Annotated in this window: 19 protein-coding genes; all 19 read right to left on the reverse strand. The window is 30.7% G+C overall.

The window, feature by feature from the left end; translation table 11 throughout:
* The 19 genes from HF295_RS02075 to nadD all read right to left on the reverse strand — a co-directional run bounded on the left by HF295_RS02075 (position 1) and on the right by nadD (position 18206).
* A complete protein-coding gene (locus HF295_RS02075) occupies positions 1 to 1314 on the reverse strand; it encodes a phosphohexomutase domain-containing protein (protein WP_312032188.1) in 1314 nt (437 codons plus the stop codon).
* A 14-nt stretch (positions 1315 to 1328) separates the two neighbouring features.
* On the reverse strand, positions 1329 to 3131 hold the full coding sequence (glmS, locus tag HF295_RS02080) for a glutamine--fructose-6-phosphate transaminase (isomerizing) (protein ID WP_312032189.1): 1803 nt from the start codon (positions 3129 to 3131) through the stop codon (positions 1329 to 1331).
* A gap of 83 nt (positions 3132 to 3214) precedes the next feature.
* Positions 3215 to 3892 carry a hypothetical protein gene (locus HF295_RS02085; RefSeq protein ID WP_312032190.1) on the reverse strand — a complete coding sequence of 226 codons (678 nt, stop codon included), beginning with the start codon at positions 3890 to 3892 and terminating at the stop codon, positions 3215 to 3217.
* Positions 3893 to 3921: 29 nt separating this feature from the next.
* On the reverse strand, positions 3922 to 4539 hold the full coding sequence (locus HF295_RS02090) for an ATP-binding cassette domain-containing protein (protein WP_312032191.1): 618 nt from the start codon (positions 4537 to 4539) through the stop codon (positions 3922 to 3924).
* Complete coding sequence (locus HF295_RS02095; RefSeq protein ID WP_312032192.1) at positions 4505 to 5428, reverse strand: hypothetical protein; 924 nt, start codon at positions 5426 to 5428, stop codon at positions 4505 to 4507. Before HF295_RS02095 ends, HF295_RS02090 begins: the two co-directional genes overlap by 35 nt.
* Complete coding sequence (locus tag HF295_RS02100) at positions 5428 to 6057, reverse strand: hypothetical protein (protein ID WP_312032193.1); 630 nt, start codon at positions 6055 to 6057, stop codon at positions 5428 to 5430. Before HF295_RS02100 ends, HF295_RS02095 begins: the two co-directional genes overlap by 1 nt.
* A gap of 51 nt (positions 6058 to 6108) precedes the next feature.
* Positions 6109 to 6372 (reverse strand): metal-sensing transcriptional repressor, encoded by a 264-nt coding sequence (locus tag HF295_RS02105; RefSeq protein ID WP_312032194.1) that lies wholly within the window; start codon positions 6370 to 6372, stop codon positions 6109 to 6111.
* A 1-nt stretch (position 6373) separates the two neighbouring features.
* Positions 6374 to 8815, reverse strand: a complete 2442-nt coding sequence (locus HF295_RS02110; protein ID WP_312032195.1) for a heavy metal translocating P-type ATPase — start codon at positions 8813 to 8815, stop codon at positions 6374 to 6376.
* Positions 8816 to 8899: 84 nt separating this feature from the next.
* Positions 8900 to 10123 carry a sensor histidine kinase gene (locus HF295_RS02115; RefSeq protein WP_312032196.1) on the reverse strand — a complete coding sequence of 408 codons (1224 nt, stop codon included), beginning with the start codon at positions 10121 to 10123 and terminating at the stop codon, positions 8900 to 8902.
* Complete coding sequence (locus tag HF295_RS02120; RefSeq protein ID WP_312032197.1) at positions 10113 to 10790, reverse strand: response regulator transcription factor; 678 nt, start codon at positions 10788 to 10790, stop codon at positions 10113 to 10115. Before HF295_RS02120 ends, HF295_RS02115 begins: the two co-directional genes overlap by 11 nt.
* A 62-nt stretch (positions 10791 to 10852) precedes the next feature.
* The gene (locus HF295_RS02125; RefSeq protein WP_312032198.1) at positions 10853 to 11080 is read right to left on the reverse strand and encodes a cation transporter; all 228 of its coding nucleotides are present in this window, start codon (positions 11078 to 11080) and stop codon (positions 10853 to 10855) included.
* A complete protein-coding gene (locus HF295_RS02130; RefSeq protein ID WP_312032199.1) occupies positions 11077 to 11592 on the reverse strand; it encodes a CueP family metal-binding protein in 516 nt (171 codons plus the stop codon). The genes HF295_RS02125 and HF295_RS02130 overlap by 4 nt, the downstream gene beginning before the upstream one ends.
* Before the next feature lie 12 nt (positions 11593 to 11604).
* Positions 11605 to 11916, reverse strand: coding sequence for an SHOCT domain-containing protein (locus HF295_RS02135; protein ID WP_312032200.1), 312 nt, complete (start codon positions 11914 to 11916; stop codon positions 11605 to 11607).
* 147 nt (positions 11917 to 12063) lie between these two features.
* Positions 12064 to 12933, reverse strand: coding sequence for an IS3 family transposase (locus tag HF295_RS02140; RefSeq protein ID WP_312032601.1), 870 nt, complete (start codon positions 12931 to 12933; stop codon positions 12064 to 12066).
* Positions 12909 to 13643, reverse strand: a complete 735-nt coding sequence (locus HF295_RS02145; RefSeq protein ID WP_312032201.1) for a helix-turn-helix domain-containing protein — start codon at positions 13641 to 13643, stop codon at positions 12909 to 12911. The genes HF295_RS02140 and HF295_RS02145 overlap by 25 nt, the downstream gene beginning before the upstream one ends.
* A gap of 127 nt (positions 13644 to 13770) precedes the next feature.
* Positions 13771 to 14580, reverse strand: coding sequence for a patatin-like phospholipase family protein (locus HF295_RS02150; protein WP_312032202.1), 810 nt, complete (start codon positions 14578 to 14580; stop codon positions 13771 to 13773).
* 49 nt (positions 14581 to 14629) lie between these two features.
* The gene (gene mnmA, locus HF295_RS02155; protein WP_312032203.1) at positions 14630 to 15769 is read right to left on the reverse strand and encodes a tRNA 2-thiouridine(34) synthase MnmA; all 1140 of its coding nucleotides are present in this window, start codon (positions 15767 to 15769) and stop codon (positions 14630 to 14632) included.
* The gene (locus HF295_RS02160; protein ID WP_312032204.1) at positions 15766 to 17622 is read right to left on the reverse strand and encodes an NAD(+) synthase; all 1857 of its coding nucleotides are present in this window, start codon (positions 17620 to 17622) and stop codon (positions 15766 to 15768) included. The genes mnmA and HF295_RS02160 overlap by 4 nt, the downstream gene beginning before the upstream one ends.
* Complete coding sequence (nadD, locus tag HF295_RS02165; RefSeq protein ID WP_312032205.1) at positions 17622 to 18206, reverse strand: nicotinate (nicotinamide) nucleotide adenylyltransferase; 585 nt, start codon at positions 18204 to 18206, stop codon at positions 17622 to 17624. The genes HF295_RS02160 and nadD overlap by 1 nt, the downstream gene beginning before the upstream one ends.
* Positions 18207 to 18264: the final 58 nt, after the last annotated feature.

An 18264-nucleotide genomic window follows, 5' to 3' on the forward strand; every position in this document is an offset into this window, starting at 1 on the left:
TTAATTTCCTTCCTTTGCTAAATCTTCAATTTTATTCTTTATTTCCTCAATGATTAGATCCACTTGTAGTTCACTTGGGGCAGAAGCAGAAATCCTTATTAAAGGTTCAGTACCACTAGGTCTAACTAAAATTTTTCCATCACCAGCCAATTTACAAAGGTGTTTGTTCACGATGTCAACGACTTGTGGATGTGACGCTAATGTTTTATCGATATTCTTTAAGTTTATTAGTTTATCAGGATAATATTGAACCTGTTCTTTTAAAAGAGCTAAAGGCAATTTATAATATTGAAGAACTTTAATTAAAAAGGCCGCATTTAAGACACCATCACCTGTCTCGAAAAGCAATTTATTAATAATATGTCCTGAATTTTCTCCTCCCAAGACACCATCATGCTCTTCGATAGCTTGGGTTATGTATTTATCTCCAACATCTGTTTGGATCACTTCAATGTCTTTTTCATTAAGTGCTTTAATGATCCCTATATTGCACATTTTACTTAAAGCTACAAATTTATTTTTTAATTGTTTGTGGGCTTTTAAATAACTTGCAAATAAGTATATTAAAAAGTCTCCATCACAAACTTGGCCTTGATGATCAACCACCATCAATCGATCTGCATCTCCATCAAAGGCTATACCTAAATCACATTCTTCTTTAATAACTAGATCTTGTAATTGACCTAAATGGGTTGACCCACAGTCTTTATTGATATTATAGCCATCTGGTTCATTAGCAATCACACATATATTCTTAGATAATTTACTAAATATTTTTTCTGCAGTTGTTGTTGCAGCTCCGTTTGCTAAATCTAAAGCTATTTTCAAATCTACTTCTTCTATCATACCATTGTATAAACTTAAGTACTTTTTAAAAGCATTTTTGAATTCCTTTTCTTGTCCAGACACTTTGGCTTTATCAATGCTTATGTCGCCATCGATGACAGATTCAATAAAAGCCTCATCTTGTGAATTTAATTTATTGCCCTTATCGAATACTTTAATGCCATTATCAGTATAAGGATTGTGACTTGCAGTCACCATAATACCAAATGTTTGATTTGACAAAGAGAAATAAGCCAATACTGGTGTAGGAAAGACTCCTAAGTCATAGGCATTAATGCCAGATTCAAATAAACCTTTTTTTATATCTTCAACGATTCTATAGCCAGATTCTCTAGTATCTCTAGCGATAAAGACTGTTTTACTATCTTTTTTAATTCCTTTTAAAGCTTTACCAATAAAATATCCGTATTGATGATGGATAATTGATTCAGCTTTATCTCTAATCCCATCAGTTCCAAAATATTTCATAAAAAATCCCCTTCCTATTCAACTGTAGCTGATTTGGCTAAGTTTCTTGGCTTATCTATATCGACACCTAATTGTTTAGCTTTATAATAAGCGATAAGTTGTGTAGGAATAACAGTTACTAAAGGACTTAATAAACGATGAACATCCATTAATACAATATCATCATTGCCTTTAGATGTATTCTCTAAAGAAATCACAAGCGGTTTACCTTCTCTTGCTTTTGCTTCTTCTAAATTAGACCGAGTATTATTAGAAATATGATCTTGAGAGATAATAGCTATAACAGGTATGTCTTTTTCAATTAAAGCCATCGGACCGTGTTTTAGCTCACCAGCTGCTATACCATCTGTATGAATATAGGTAATTTCTTTTAATTTTAAAGCTCCTTCTAATGAAACGAAATAGTCTATTCCACGTCCAATATAAAAGGCATCTTGACTATTAAAAGTATGTTGAACTAGTTCATTAATATAATCTCTTCTATCAATTATATTTTCCATAGAAACAGCAGCTCTAGAAAGTTCAGACACCAAGTCTAGACTATGTTGTTTAGATAATGAATTGGCTAGTATAGCAAGGACTGCTATTTGTCCAACGTAAGCTTTGGTTGAAGCAACTGCTATTTCAGTTCCTGCGTAGATATTTAATGTTGCATCAGCTTCTCTTGCTAGTGTTGAAGTTGGTACATTGGTTATTGATAAGGTTTTATATCCTTTTTCCTTTACATTAACCAAACAGGCTCTTAAGTCTGCAGTTTCACCAGATTGAGAAATTAATACAAAGAGTGAATGAGGATCAATTAGAGGTTCGTTATAAGCGAACTCTGATGCTATAAAGACTTCTACAGGTATTTTAGCGACTTCTTCAAAGAAGACCCTACCAATAAGTCCTGCATGAAAAGATGTTCCAGCTGCTAATATATATACGCGTTTAATGTTATTAAACATTTCTTTTATTTCTGGTCTAACTCTTAGTTTATGATCAACCATGTATTCTTTCATGATTTTTCTAATAACTGCAGGTTGTTCTGAAATTTCTTTTAACATATAGTGTTCATAGCCAGCTTTATCTAAATCATCCATGATAAAATCCATAGGTAATTTTTTTAAATGGTTACTTTCAAATCCAACAGCGTCAGTAACTTTGAAACTATATTGATCTTGGTTCTTCTCTACGATAATAACTGAATTATCTTCTAAAAGATAGTAATCATCTGCGTAATCTACAAAGGCTAAAACATCAGATCCTAATACTATACCTTCTTTTGATTCTCCTATTAATAGTGGAGATTTATTTTTAACTGCATAAATATGATTGGTATCTTCAGTATCTAAAATTAAAAATGCATATGATCCATCTAATAAAGAAATAGTTTTTCTGATGGCTTCTTCAACAGTTCTTTTTTTAGAAAATTCTTCAACTAAGTTTACAATAACTTCCGTATCAGTATCACTTCTAAAATTATAATCAGGCAAATATTTATAAACCAATTCTTTATGATTATCTATAACACCATTGTGAACAATAATAAAGCGATTGCTTTGTGAATAATGTGGATGGGTATTTTGATAATTAGCCACACCATGTGTTGCCCATCTTGTATGACCTATACCTAAATGATTTGATTCTGGATATTTAAATTCTTGATATAGACTCGCTACTCTACCAATACCCTTATTGGTAATAAATTCCTTCTTGGCTTCATTAAAATAAGTGACTCCACAAGAATCATAGCCCCTATATTCTAAACGCTCTAATCCTTTAATAACTACTTCAGATGCTTTAGCTTTCCCTATGTAACCTACGATACCGCACATAATATCCTCCTAATAACAATAATCTATTATATCAAATTTTATTTTTTATCACAATTTTAACTCTTCAAAAAAAGATTGTAATGTTAACAATCTTTTTGAATTAGTATTATTATATAACTTATTGCCAAAAAATGGTATATGATTAGGAAAAAAAGTAATTTTTTTTCTATATAATCAAATCCTTGAATATTAATAATAAAATTATTTAGTACTGATTTATCGATATTAGGTATTTGTGGCCACATAATTTCAAATATCCAAAACATTAACAATGGTATTAATCCTACTAAAAGATGTTTAAAAATCATGATAAATATGAGTGTTAATAAATAATATTGAATGTTCTCCAAATATAAATACCCTGCTTGAAGATAGTATATCCCTAAGTCAATAATATAAGGAGTAAAGGCATGACTATAGGCCTGTAGTAAAACTATCTGGCTTATGAAAATTATTGTTATAATGATAAGTCCTGTAATCATTCTTGACAAATAAAATAGTCTTTTGGCTTTTTTTGATGTGACAGTATAGATGGCCAAAGCTTGGTTGCTTTTAGATCCTAGGTTTAAGCCTATATAGATTGCGATAAAGACAGATATAAATTCTAAAACTAAAAATGATTCATTTAGAAAATCAAAAGCAAAATCAATTTTGTATGCATCGATATATTCATATCCATCAAGCACTTGTGAATTATAGATAAAAGCCACCATCAAAATAAATAATAGGATGATTGTAATGATGACAAATGTTTTCGTCATCAGATAATCTAAATGTAATCTAATGTATTTTAACATTCTAGCTTTCCTTGATTAAATTTATATATTCGTTTTCTTGATGTGTTAAATTTTTCAGGAAAATGAGTCGATACAATGACTAAATAGTTTTTAGATAATTCTATTATTTTTTTAATCAAGAGTTTTTGAGCATTAAAGTCTAAACCAACCAAAGGTTCATCCAAAATGATTATTTTAGGTTGATTAAGCAAAGCTTGTGTGATATTTACTTTTTGCTTCATTCCATTGGATAGAGATCTAATGGGTGCATTCAATTTAGATTTAATATCAAATATGGATAAGTATTCATCTAACTCTAGATTTAAATAGGGATTATATAAGTCTTTAATTCTACCAATAGCTATTAAGAATTCTTTCACTGTCATAAAATCTGGCATAACATAATTTTCAGGTGCATAACCTATTCGATATTTCTTCTTTAATATCTTACCCTTATAATTAACAACCTGCATGATACATTTAATGAGTGTTGATTTCCCAGATCCATTATGGCCTACCAATAAATTTAGAGTTCCATTTTTAAAGTCAGTTGTGATTGATTCTATCCCTTTATTTTTTTGATAGGTTTTGGTTAAATCATTGATAACTATACTGATAATGTTGGACTTCATAATAGTCATTGTATAAATCACTGATATGGTTATAGAATAAATAATCATCAATGATATATGTATACATTAAGTTATTATATTCATAATGAATGATTAGGGGAAATCGATTTAGGTGTTGTATTTTATTAAGATATTGAATAGGTAAAATAATTGAACTATCATGTGTGAAATGAAAAGTATCATTAGCTTCAAATTCTTCAACCACAAGTTGGTAGTCCTTAAGTATTTCATTTGTAGAAACGAGATAGTTTGGGGCTTCATAAGATATTTTCGCGCCATTAAGATTTATTTTTGCTTTTTCATTTAAGATTTCTATTTCATGAATTTTAATAGTTTGATTGCTTTTATTTATGATTTCTATATATATGCCGACCATGGTATCTTGATCATGTAAGGAATACATTCGATTAAAATCAATATGTGATGCTTGTTCTAGATTTTTGAACATAAGGATAACATCCCCTAAATCCAATAAGAGTTCTTCCTCATTTTCATATGTCAGTTTTAATTGGGCATTGATGATATTAAGTTTTAAATTCTCAGAATAAACTTCAGAAAAATCACATTCTATGTAGTATAAGAAATATTTCTTTTCTTCATAGGATACCCTTTGACTTTGATTTTTAATATCTTTAATTTTTACCTTCACTTCATCGGTTTCACTGATGATTCTGGAATCTATGATATTGGCTTCGTCGGTAAAAAAAGTGTATTCTTGACTAATGTATAAAGGAATATCAATGGTTTCATTGTCAGTCAAAAGTCTTGCATAGTCTTTTTCAATAGACATCATGTATATTTCATTATCTTTTTCTCTTCCAAAGAACATAAACAATGCTAGAGCTATAACAATATAAGCAATGATCAATATCGTAAATGTCTTTTTCATTAGAATCTCTGCTTAATAATTTCATGATATTCAGTTAGCACTGTAAAGGTCTCCCAACCACCTTTTTTTGTTCTTATCCAGAAGAAATAATAACTTCCGACTCCATTATTGACTTCACCTGTTCCTCTCGTTACAATTGAAACATAAGTCATTGGATCAACTTGAATATTAAACTCATATGTTTCAGAATTGGTTGTGGTGGTGGTAAGAGAGACACTTGATTTAATCGAAGCATCGACAGAGCCTTTAAATTGTTTTTTTGTTCCTGAACCCTTAATTTTAATTTCACCACTAGCTGAAATTTGTTGTTTTGATACTTCCTTAGTTTCTAATTCAATTTTATATGAAATTGGTGTCAGTCCAGAATTAAAAATCTTAATTTTAGTTTCTGCAATAAAATCTAAGGCCTCATTTTTATTGACCACATGAATTCTCCAGCCAAACATTTTTCTTTTCTTTGTCTTCTTGTAATATGACTTATAGTCACTATTAGAATATTCCTTTAATAATTCTACTTCTCCATCTTCAAAGATGATTTCTTGGTAGTTTGTATATTCTTCAGCCTCTAGTGTGGCTAAATTTAAGACCACCATCATTGATAAAACACATAACATTACAAATTTTTTCATTAAAAAACCTCCCTTTCTACATAGATAATACTTAAGGGAGGTTTATTTTCTTTATTTTACATATTTATTAATAATATTAATAATCTCTTGTGTCTTTTCTTCATATGTTCCATCTGTTAAAGATTCTCTCACACATGAATCTAAATGCTGTTTTAAGATTTGCAAATTAGCTTTTTTTAATAATGACTCGACTGCTAGAATTTGATTTGCAATATCTACACAATACCTATCTTCTTCAGTCATTCTAATAATCGCTTCGATTTGTCCTTTAGCAGTTTTTAATAGATTAATACTCGCTTGATGATCATGTTTCATTTTATATTTCCTCCAACTTATTAAATTTCATTTTCTTGAGTCTTAAAGAATTATAAATGACATTAAGTGAACTTAATGACATGGCAGCTGCCCCTATCATAGGGTGTAGTAATCCAAATATTGCAAAAGGAATAGCAATTCCATTATAAAACCAGGCCCAAAAGAAATTTTCTTTAATTTTTTTAAAGATAGCTTGCGATAAACGAATGGCTTGTAAAACATTGGCTATATCGCCATTAACTAAAGTCACATCTGCAGCTTCAATTGCAACATCAGTTCCTGTACCTATGGCGATACCTACATTTGCCTGTTTTAGTGCAGGTGCATCATTAATCCCATCTCCTACCATAGCTACCAGTCCAAATTCATCTTGTAGTTTTTTAATTTCATCAACTTTGCCATCAGGATAAACTTCAGATATAACAACTGATATCCCTGCTTTTTTTCCTATGGCTTCAGCGGTTCTACGATTATCTCCTGTAATCATAGCTGTTTTAATTCCAAGGTTTTCAATTGCATGAATCACTCGTTTAATATTAGACTTTAGTTCATCCCTAATTGCAATTAAACCTAGAACTTCATTTTCTTTAGCCAATATGACCACAGTTTTTGCTTCATTTTCTAAACTGACCATTTGATTTTCATAGTCTTTAAAATCTATCCCTCTATCTATCAATAATTGACGATTTCCGAGATAGTAAGTTTCTTGTAAAATATCTCCCTTAATACCTTGACCAACCAAAGCTTGAAAGTTCTTTAACTCAAATGCTTGAATCTTGTCTGTCTTAGCTTTGTCAATAATGGATTGTGCCAGTACATGCTCTGAACCTTTTTCTAAAGTATAGGCTAATTTCAATAATTTTTCTTTGTCTTCACTGATGATATCAGTGACCATAGGTTTTCCATAAGTTAATGTTCCTGTTTTATCAAAAGCAATGGCCTTTATATCCTTAAAGGTTTGAACAGCTTCACCATTTCTTATCAATATACCGTGTTCTGCACCTATACCACTTCCAACCATTAAAGCAGTTGGTGTACCTAATCCTAAGGCACATGGACAGGCTATCACCAATACAGCTGTGGCTGTAATAAAGGATAGACTTAATATGGATTGATCTGTTTGAATCCAAGGTAAGATATTGTCAAAATAATTTAATATACCTAAATGAAAATCTGAAAAGACATTAAATGAAATGAAAGTTAAGAGAGTAATTACCATAATTGCGGGCACAAAATATCCGGTCACCTTGTCAGCAAAGGCTTGAATAGGTACTTTTGAGCCTTGACAAGCTTCAACCAATTCAATGATTTGTGATAAGAAGGTTTCATTTCCTGTTTTTGTCACTTGAACTTTTAATAAACCTTGTTTATTGATGGTCGCTCCAATTACTTCATCTCCCATACCTCTTTTAACAGGCATTGATTCTCCTGTAGCAAGTGATTCATCAATTAAAGATTGACCTTCGATAATTCGTCCATCTGTTGGTATTTTTTCTCCTGGTCTTATAACCATGATATCTCCCTTAGACAACTCAGAGGTTAAAACTTGAATTTCTTGGTCATCTACCAATATATTTGCTTGTTTAGCACCCATTTCAACTAACTTCTTAATGGCTTGAGAAGCTTTGCCTTTGGCTCTCGATTCTAGATACTTACCAATTAAGTGGAATGTCATAATGGTTGAGGCCATTTCAATAAACGTGGTAATTGGTAAAAATAAACCCATAAGTCCAATTAAATATGGTGGAAGCGAGCCCAATGACACTAAAACATCCATGTTAGGTTTAAAGATTTTCAATGATTTAAAGGCACCTATATGAACATGTCTACCTAAGATAAAGACTATAGGGAAAGCAAGTATGGATGTAATTATAGTATATCCTGGAATGTTAATGATAAACATATGAACAATCATCATCAGCATGATGATGGATGTTAAAAATGAAGCTTTTATAAGTTTATCCTTGGCACTTTTCATTTTCTTAAAGTCTTCTTGGTCTTCATGGTCAGTATTACTTTCTAATTTTAAGCTATATCCTAAGTCACTTACCTTCTTTTTAATGTCGGAAATTTTGACTTGAGAATCATCATAAGCTAAGTTTAACTTATCAGTGGCTATATTAACGACAATAGAGTCTATACCCTCTATCTTCGACAAACCCATTTCTATGGTTCGTGCACAGTTGGCACAAGTCATCCCTTCAACAGCAAAAGACACATTAACTTTCTCTTGAAATAAATTTGCATCATAACCAGATTTCTTCACAAGATTGATAATATCTTGACTTGTTATTATAGATTCATCATAGGTAACATTAGCTACTTCAGTAGCTAAATTAATGTTGGCTTCGATAATCCCTTCAGCATTTTTTAAGTACTGATCAATTGTGTTTGCGCAAGATGCACAAGACATACCTATTAAATTTAACTTAATTTTTTTCATAATTCCTCCTATCCCCCTAACAGGGGGGTATAATTATTTTAACATAAAATCTAAAAAACCAAAAGAAAAGTGCATGAATATGCACTAAAACTTTATAGTTATTCTTGTTCCTTGGTTGATATAACTTGAAATACTAATCTGAAATTGATATTTCTTAATAATATCAAAAATAATTTGCATTCCCATCCCCGATCCTTGCTTGTAGTGTTTGATAGCTTGAAAAGACCTATAAGGACCTTTTTCAATCTCTTTTAAGGTGATTTCATCCATTCCAATACCCTTATCTTCAATGGTCAAAAAATTCTCATCTAATATAATCTTAATACTTTGATTTTCGAAACTGTAATGTAAGGCATTAGATATCAGATTATCAATAAGCCTATAAGCGTCTCTTCTTTCCATGTGAATTTGTCGATTTTTCAATTGACTCACTATTTTAATGTTTTTTGATTGAAAAACTTCTAAGTAACGTCCAATAATATCTTCAATGACACTTTGTATACTAATATCTTCTTCTAGTTGATGGGGGTTCGTTGTTATCAGCTGGGGCATCAATTTTTCTATTTGAACAAATTCTTGTTGGATGTCACTTAAAATTGACTCATTAAGGGTCAGTTTATTCATTTGTAAAGCTTCTATATAAGCTTTAATCACTGTAAGTGGAGTTTTTATATCATGGGCTAAGACTTTAACATAGTTCTTTTGCGATAATCTCATTTCTTGTTCACTCTTAATTAAGTGATGAATTCGCAAGGATACTTCTTCCAAATCTGAAAAGTAGAATTCTTGATCGATGTGACCTAGGAGATTTAAATCATTTTCTAGATACTTGTAAGCTTTTTGAATATACCAATAGAGCAAATAAATGGTCATAAAAAACATAATTACACTAAAACCATTAATGATGACTAAAGCTATGGACAGTTCCTGTCCATAGAGAGAGTAATCGTCATCATAGTTGACGTAAGCAAGCACTTGATTATCCTCATCGGTAATGGTTTGGAGCGTATTTGTTCTGGGTGCTTCTTCTGTAGTAAAGAGTAAGTTTTGGTTTTCATCATAAAGAGAAATTCTAATACCTTGAGTATGATAATAATGGGTTGTATAAGTTAAAGCCATGGCTTGGTCTTCCATGGTTAAAAAATGAGAAACCATATCTTTATATCCTTGTAGTTGTCTTTGGTGTTCTCTTTGATATTGGACTCTCGATAAGCCGTATACGACTAAATTTGATACAATCAGTAAAGAAGCAAAGATGATAATAAAAAACCTAATTGTTTTTTGTTTAAAAAAACTTTTAAAGCTCATCCACATCACCTACAAACTGATAGCCTAAACCATAATGTGTTTTAATCAGTTCATCTTGAACTGATATTTTTTTTCTTATATTCTTTATATAAACATCTATCACTCTATCATAAGCATCGCTTTCTGAAAATAAATGATTTAATAATTGATCACGAGAAAATACTTGATGCTTATGTTGAACTAAAAACCAGAAAAGGTCATATTCGTTTTTTGTCAAAGTAATGTTTTTATCATCAAGATAGATTTCCCTACTTAGAGGATATATTTTTATCTTTCCATGAAAGACACTAACAACTAAAGACGCTTTTGGTGTCATTCTTTTTTCAATTTGACTTAATTTAATCATTACTTCTTTTACAGAAAAAGGTTTGGTAATATAATCATCTACCCCCAATCTTAAAACATCTAATTTATCCTCTATATCTGACTTACTAGATATCACTAAAATATATATATCTGATACTTTTCGAATTTCTTTAATTAAATCTTCACCTTGCATCTTAGGCAACATTAAATCTGTGATGATTAAATCAAAAGCATCTTGGTTTAAAAAAGTAAGAGCATCCTCAACATTATAAGCTTGAGTGACTTGATGATTTTCACTTCTAGCAAAACTTGCTAGTAAGTAATTTATTTTAATATGGTCTTCAACAATTAATATCTTCATATAGCCATCCTTTATCCCCATTATACAACAAAACAACCATAAATATGATTGTTTTGATTATCTTAAGCTTCTTCAATCAGGATTAACTCAGCTTCATATTTTGTTTCATTAATGCTTTTAATGATTCTTGTGATGATAGAATCATCATCTTTAAAAGTAATGTTGGCTATTTGTCTAGCGTGATCTATATCTAAATGTACTATATTTTCTTGATAAATAATTTGCGATATTCGAGAGAAACAACCACCGCATTTAACATTTCTTAATTTTACTTTAGCAAGGTATGTCATTTTAATCTCACCTCCGTATAACAAGTTTGTAATGTGTTACTTGTAAAGACAGCTGTTTTATCTTGATAGGTTACTGTAATTTGATAATTGGCATGTGGATCTAGATATAAGCCTATAAAACCATCATGTCCAGTATTCATTACTTTATCTTTTATTAAGTCATTTTCTTCATTGTAGATTTTTACTTCTATATCTTTATTGATCATTTCTCCTAAACATCCTGTTAAACTATGGTTATAACATAAGTGGGTTAAATTGATGTAAGGTGCAAAAGCTATATAAAATAAATCATCAGGCATATTAATTTCGTATGATTTTGATGGTTCAGTGATGTATATTTTTTCATGGTCAATACTGGCTTGAGTATTATTTGATAGCAAATTGTTTTCTAATTGGTATATAAGATTATAAACCTCTTCATGACTTTCATCTTTTTTTAAAACTTTTTCCGAGATAAAAGCAATCAATAATACAATCGGCAGAGTCATAATAATTAATACTTTAAATTTCATTTTACACTCCTCTTATCGATTAATTTTATCTTTAATTCTTTCATACTCATCAATAGTAATATCTCCTCTTGATAATCTTTCTTTTAATGAATCTATATGTCTTTCTTTATCTTTGTTAAAGAAAGACATCACAATCATAACAACTAAAACCCAAAAAACGACCATACCAATCATACCTATAGGATAGATTGATCCACCAAACATATGGTGTCCCCCATAAAGATATGGCTGACAATCATCTCTTGGAAAAAAGTATTGTAAAGCACCTATAATAATTATCGTTATTAACAATCCATAAATCAATATTTTAAATCTTTTATTCATTCTATCACTTCCTAATTATATTTTATGATATAAATATGAATGAATTATGAATCAATATAAATATTTTTATACGTCAAAAAGTGAATATAAAAAAACTCTGATTTAATGAACTGCCCCCTGTCAAGTAGACACGGTAAATAAATAAAATTAATATTGTATTAAATCTAAGGCTTGATTCCTAAGTTCCATAGGAGTTAAGCCTTTTAATACTGGTTGATAACGATGGTTATTGTAGAATACTATATATTCTTCAATAGCCATTTTTAATTGCTCGATAGATCTGAATTCATTCAGTTTATACATTTCAACTTCCATAACACCCCAAAATGCTTCCATTGGTCCATTATCAATACAACGTCCAACTCTAGACATGCTTTGTATAAACTTAACGTTATCTAACTTTTTCTTAAATGTTTTATTTGTGTATTGGAATCCTCGATCACTGTGAAACAATATATTTTCACAACCAGTATATGTCTTAATCGAATCATCGAATGTTTTAAAGACTAAATCGTTATTATTAGAAGTTCCCATACGATAAGCGATAATACTATTATCATATAGATCTAGAATCGCGCTTAGGTAAAGTTTTTTAGTTGAACCTATAATCTTATATTCAGTCACATCTGTAAGCCATTTTTCATTAGGTTTCGAAGCTTTGAATTCTCTATTTAATACATTTTCTCCTACTTGCTCTGGCTTGTAACTCAAGTAATTCTTTCTTTTCCTACGGATTGCTGATGCAACACTTAATTCTCTCATATGTCTTCTTATACGTTTGATATTATACTTAAGTTCAAAGACACGATTCATGAATAATGTCATTCTTCTGTAGCCTAATATGCCGTTAAATAAGTCATGAAAGTTTAGAATGGTGTCTTTGATCCATTCATCTTCTTGATTAATATTATTTTTGCGTTTCAGCCATTTGTAATAAGAACTTCGATTCATTTCATATAAATCACATAAACTCTTTACTGGATATGTTTCGCTTAATTCGAAAATCGCTTTGTAGATTTTCTCTTGCTCTTTTCTACTATCTCCCGCCTTTCGATTTCTTCCAACTTTTTTAAAGCTGCGTTCTCCATTTCTAAGTACTTATTACGAGCTTGTTCTTTCTTTAACTGATGTCTTAATTTTTCCTCAACTGTCATTTCAGATTCAGTTTTCTTTCGTCCTCGTTTATCCGTTAATCCTTCTTCACCATTCTCTTTATACTTTTTTACCCATACATATACTTGGGCGTAATTTACGCCATATTTAACTGCTGTTTCTTTATAGTTTAACTCGTGCTCTAAACAATATTTTACTATGTCTATTCTTTCTTCATATGTTGTTTTTCTTGACTTTGCCATATAGACCTCCGGTTTAGGATCGTAATCCTTAGTTTCTATATGACTATTATACTTGTTTAACCAATTTATTAACACTGACTTAGATGAAATTCCATATTTGTTTACGGTCATCTCCATCGAATCTTCTCCGTTAAGGTAATCACTTATTGCTGCCAACTTTAGTTTTTTACTATATGTTTTGTTCTTATCCGTAGTATTAAATGCACTTTCACCTAAAGCTTCATACTTGTGTCTCCATTCAAGTATCATTCTCTCGGGATACTTCACACCTATTGAAAACTCTTGTGATAACTTTGTTGCGCTTTCTCCTTCTATATATCTTCTTACAATTTCTAACTTTGCTTCCTTACTATATTTCAGTTTTCTTCCCATATAAAAATACCTCCAAAGTATCTTCCATAATAAATACTCATAATCATTTTGATTATTTTCTTTTTTTATAGTGTCTACTTTAGAGGTATCATATCATAATGATCAGAGTTTAATCTTTAACTTATTTTTATTGTAAAGGATTTTCTTTGAAATAATTCATAGCATCTTCATAACCTAAATGATATCTTGCGATGGATTGGTTTTTTTCAAAATTCAAAATAGCACCTAAAGACTTTTTGTGTTTAATTTCAATAATCTTAATGCCAGGAAATTTTTTAGGATTAAATCTAATTAATTTTTGAAGATTAACGACAATCACTGTATCACAACCTGCGTTGACTAAGGGTTTAATAGGAATATTATCATATAAACCCCCATCAAAAGTCTGTTTTCCATTAATCATAACTGGAGGAAAAACAAAAGGAATAGAACATGAGGCAATGATTTGCTTATTGATATCGTCAGGTTTTTGATCTTGAAGTGGAGAATAAATAACTTTTTTTCTTCCACGAATATAATGATTAAAAGATGATTTAATAATGCCTAAAGAACCCTCATTGGTTAAGCCAGCTGGTGAGAGTGTGATATAGACCTTTTTTTCTTTTAATTTTGATGTATCTAAATTTGCTTCTAAGAGCTTTTCTAAATTTTCTATATCAATGACACCGTTTTTAACAAAAGAAAAATCTTTTGATCTAATCTTATTCATTAAGCTTTCTATGTAATTAAATTCTTCCCTAGGAAAGTTAACCCAAATATCTAAAACATCTTCAATGGGTCTTGTTGCTAGTAAACTGGCGTTTACAGCACCAATACTGGTTCCTGACATGGCATAGATTTGATCATAATAGCCAAGGTCTTTTAAGGCTTGAGCAACACCAATTTGATAGGAACCTCTAGCGCCACCGCCAGATAAGCATAGTCCTAATTTATTCATCATACTACCTCATTTTTTCTTTACAAATAACTCAATATAATTGAATCATTTAATACATTAATTTCTTTTGATTTTGATAAGAGGCTTTGATGACACCGCCACCCAAACACACTTCATCTTGATAAAAAACTGCAGCTTGACCTGGTGTTACAGCTTTAATAGGATGATTTGATATAACTTCAACGTCCCTATCATTAATCCATTTAATAATGACTGTTTGATCAGCTTGACGATATCTAAATTTTGCTTGGCATTCTAAAGTACCTGTAAACTTATCCTTTGATATCCAATGTACATCTTCAACTATGACTCGATTGGCAAATAATAAGGGATGGTTCTTACCTTGCCCTACCAATAAAACATTTCGTTCTATGTCCTTACCAATCACAAACCAAGGGGCATTCGGATAGTCCTTGTGTCCACCTATTTCTAAACCTTTTCTTTGGCCAATTGTATAGTACATTAATCCTTCATGTCGGCCAAGGATATCACCATCAGTGCTTTCAATATCACCAGGTTTTGTAAAAATATAATTTTTTAAAAATTCTCTGAAATTTCTTTCTCCTATAAAGCATATGCCTGTTGAATCCTTTTTATCAAAAGTTGGTATCTGCATTTTTTCAGCTATTTCACGAACTTCTTTTTTTCTTAGTTCACCAACTGGAAATAATGATTTTGCTAATTGATCTTGATTTAAATGAGATAAGAAATATGATTGGTCTTTATTTTGGTCTAAACCTCTCAATAAATAATGTTGACCATTTATTGTTTTTCTTCGAGCATAATGACCATAGGCAAAGTAATCAGCCCCTAGACTTTTAGCCACTTCTTGAAAACCAGCAAACTTGACATACTTGTTACAAAGGATATCAGGATTGGGTGTTCTATTCTTTTTATATTCTTCAATAAAATAGGTAAAAACATAATCCCAATATTCTTGGATAAAATCATGTCGATGGAGTTCAATACCTAAATGCTCAGCAACCCTCTTAGCGTCTTGATAATCTTGTTCTTGAGGACAAGCATCATTTGGGTCATTTGGATTACCTAATATATCATTATTGGCTGCACTGTCCCAGTTTCTCATAAATAAACCAATAACTTCATAACCTTGTTCTTTAAGAAGATATGCACTGACTGCTGAGTCAACGCCTCCACTTAAACCTACAACAACTTTTTCTTTTTTCATGATCTTTTCACATCCGATGGTATTCGATAGTCACTCCTTGGTGATAAACCATAGTCAAAGACTTTAGGTGTATCAGGAGATGCAGTTCTTTTAAATTGTTGGGAATAAAAACGCTTAAAGAAATTCTCTACATAGTCATTGATTTCTTTTTCTTTAATATCAAAAACATGACCAAGTAAGAATTTAATTCTTTCTTTATCATCACCACAATTTAAAAATCTATATAAGATGAAATCATTGATTTCATATTTGCCGATAATATTTTCTGTTTTTTGATTAGAACTTAGTTCAGGACTAATTGGTGTATCTAAAATATCATAAAGGCATGCTTTAATATCATCATTAAAAACATAATCAGCATAAGCCTTTATCATAAAGCGAACGACAGTCTTAGGAATGCCACCATTGACATTGTACATAGACATTTGGTCACCATTATAAGTTGACCAACCTAAGGCTATTTCTGATAAATCACCTGTCCCAAGTACTATGCCTTTTTCCTTATTGGCCATATTCATTAAAACCATGGTCCTTGCTCTTGCTTGTGCATTTTCATAGGTGATATCTTCCGTTTCACCATCATGACCCAAAAGCTTTAGGTGGTCTTGAATATGGTCTTTTAAGTCTATTTCATGCATAGAAACACCCAATAACTCCATAAGTTTCTTAGCATTGGCATTGGTTCTTTCAGAAGTATGCATAGCTGGTAATGTATAAGCCATGATGCCTGATCTATCAAGACCCAAATAATCAAATGCATTGGCGGCTACCAATAAAGCCAGTGATGAATCTAAGCCCCCACTAATACCTACAATGATTTTTTTAATACCAATGTGAGAAATTCTTTTTGACAATCCAAATTCTTGAATTGAAGCTATTTTTTTAAAATTCTCATAGAGGTCTTTTTTTGGAACAAATGGTAATGGATCTATATCAGTAGAAAACTCATGGTCGTCTTTTTCCTCTAAGTGGAAATTTACTTTTTGATATTGGAATTTATACTTTAATATTGAATCTCTAAAAGAAGAATTAGATCTTCTTTCATAAGCTAATCTTTCCATATCAAGATCAACATATAAAATTGATGTTTCAAGAGAAAAAACATTGACTTCTTTAATTAACCTAGCATTATTGGCCACTATATTATGTCCAGAAAATACAGTTTCAGAAGAAGATTCACTGGCTCCTGCAGAACAATAAGCATAAATACCTGAGTTTTTTCTTGAATGTTCTAGAACAGCATTTCTTCTTACAGCTTCTTTGCCTACCGTTTCATTAGAGGCAGAGATATTAAATATAATATTAGCGCCATTAACCGATAATAAGTTACCTGGAGTGATGGTAGCCCACATATCTTCACAGATTTCTACTCCAAACTGAATGTCTTTATAAGTAAAAATAATGTTTCCAAAAGCAATATCTTTACCTAAATATTTAATATTTTTAATTTTGTCGACCACGTCAAAACCTGAGTTAAACCAACGTTTTTCATAATACTCTTTAGCGTTTGGTAAATAAAATTTAGGAACGATTCCTAAAATTTTATCTTCTTGTATGACGACAGCTGTATTTAAAACCATCTCTTCTAATAATAATGGCATACCCATAATAACAATCCCTTTAAAGTGATTATTACTTAAGAAGTATTGAATTGCTTTGTCATTATCTGTAAATAATGAATTTTGAAAGAATAAATCTCCACAAGTATAGGCTGTGGTTGCTAGTTCAGGAAAAACGGCGATAGAACTAGGGTTGTTTTCTAAGGCTTTAAGCATTTGATCAATATTAAATTTTGGATTCCCAACCTCAAGTTTTGGAGAAATCAGTGATATTTTTATAAAACCTTTATGCACTAGTCCTTACCTCCTCGGTATAAATCATGTTTCATAATGTAATGATAGATGCCCTCATCAACATAATAGGGATCTAGAGTTTCTCTAAATAGGCTACTAGATATATTTGAATGGAAATTTTCTAAAATGATGAAATGACTCTTATGATTTTTTAACAAGGTCTTCTTTTCGATTAATTTATCTAGGTTTTTTTTATGTCGATTAACTATAATGAATTTAAATTCACTGACTAATTTTTCAGCATTAATCCATTGATCTAAATGATTCAAGTTGTCAGCCCCTAATACAAAGGCGACCTCTTGATGAGGGTATTGATTTTTAATTTTAAGTAAAGACTGGTAAGTTCCTAAAAACTCTTCGTCTTCAGTTTCAATTTCTGATACAATAGCGTCATTTAAATCAGCAGTCAGTATTTTTAACATTTGTAATCTGTGCTTGTCTTCGATGAGAGATGCCTTTGAATATTTTTTTGAGACAGGTAAAAATATAAACTTATCGACAGGCACAAGTTCATGAATAAAATGATAGATTTCCTTATGGGCGATGGTTGGCGGATTAAAAGCCCCACCAAAAACAATAATCATAGGTCACCTTCTTATTATCTATTTTATCATAATAAAAACGCATTTAAAAGTGAATAAT

This window comes from Hujiaoplasma nucleasis (genome assembly GCF_013745115.1).
Taxonomy (GTDB): domain Bacteria; phylum Bacillota_I; class Bacilli_A; order Izemoplasmatales; family Hujiaoplasmataceae; genus Hujiaoplasma; species Hujiaoplasma nucleasis.

Bases quoted from the DNA above. Each gene is read 5' to 3' on its own strand.
- HF295_RS02075 (WP_312032188.1), bottom strand. From the start codon at position 1,314: ATGAAATATTTTGGAACTGATGGGATTAGAGATAAAGCTGAATCAATT.
- glmS (WP_312032189.1), bottom strand. From the start codon at position 3,131: ATGTGCGGTATCGTAGGTTACATAGGGAAAGCTAAAGCATCTGAAGTA.
- HF295_RS02085 (WP_312032190.1), bottom strand. From the start codon at position 3,892: ATGACGAAAACATTTGTCATCATTACAATCATCCTATTATTTATTTTG.
- HF295_RS02090 (WP_312032191.1), bottom strand. From the start codon at position 4,539: ATGAAGTCCAACATTATCAGTATAGTTATCAATGATTTAACCAAAACC.
- HF295_RS02095 (WP_312032192.1), bottom strand. From the start codon at position 5,428: ATGAAAAAGACATTTACGATATTGATCATTGCTTATATTGTTATAGCT.
- HF295_RS02100 (WP_312032193.1), bottom strand. From the start codon at position 6,057: ATGAAAAAATTTGTAATGTTATGTGTTTTATCAATGATGGTGGTCTTA.
- HF295_RS02105 (WP_312032194.1), bottom strand. From the start codon at position 6,372: ATGAAACATGATCATCAAGCGAGTATTAATCTATTAAAAACTGCTAAA.
- HF295_RS02110 (WP_312032195.1), bottom strand. From the start codon at position 8,815: ATGAAAAAAATTAAGTTAAATTTAATAGGTATGTCTTGTGCATCTTGC.
- HF295_RS02115 (WP_312032196.1), bottom strand. From the start codon at position 10,123: ATGAGCTTTAAAAGTTTTTTTAAACAAAAAACAATTAGGTTTTTTATT.
- HF295_RS02120 (WP_312032197.1), bottom strand. From the start codon at position 10,790: ATGAAGATATTAATTGTTGAAGACCATATTAAAATAAATTACTTACTA.
- HF295_RS02125 (WP_312032198.1), bottom strand. From the start codon at position 11,080: ATGACATACCTTGCTAAAGTAAAATTAAGAAATGTTAAATGCGGTGGT.
- HF295_RS02130 (WP_312032199.1), bottom strand. From the start codon at position 11,592: ATGAAATTTAAAGTATTAATTATTATGACTCTGCCGATTGTATTATTG.
- HF295_RS02135 (WP_312032200.1), bottom strand. From the start codon at position 11,916: ATGAATAAAAGATTTAAAATATTGATTTATGGATTGTTAATAACGATA.
- HF295_RS02145 (WP_312032201.1), bottom strand. From the start codon at position 13,643: ATGGGAAGAAAACTGAAATATAGTAAGGAAGCAAAGTTAGAAATTGTA.
- HF295_RS02150 (WP_312032202.1), bottom strand. From the start codon at position 14,580: ATGAATAAATTAGGACTATGCTTATCTGGCGGTGGCGCTAGAGGTTCC.
- mnmA (WP_312032203.1), bottom strand. From the start codon at position 15,769: ATGAAAAAAGAAAAAGTTGTTGTAGGTTTAAGTGGAGGCGTTGACTCA.
- nadD (WP_312032205.1), bottom strand. From the start codon at position 18,206: ATGATTATTGTTTTTGGTGGGGCTTTTAATCCGCCAACCATCGCCCAT.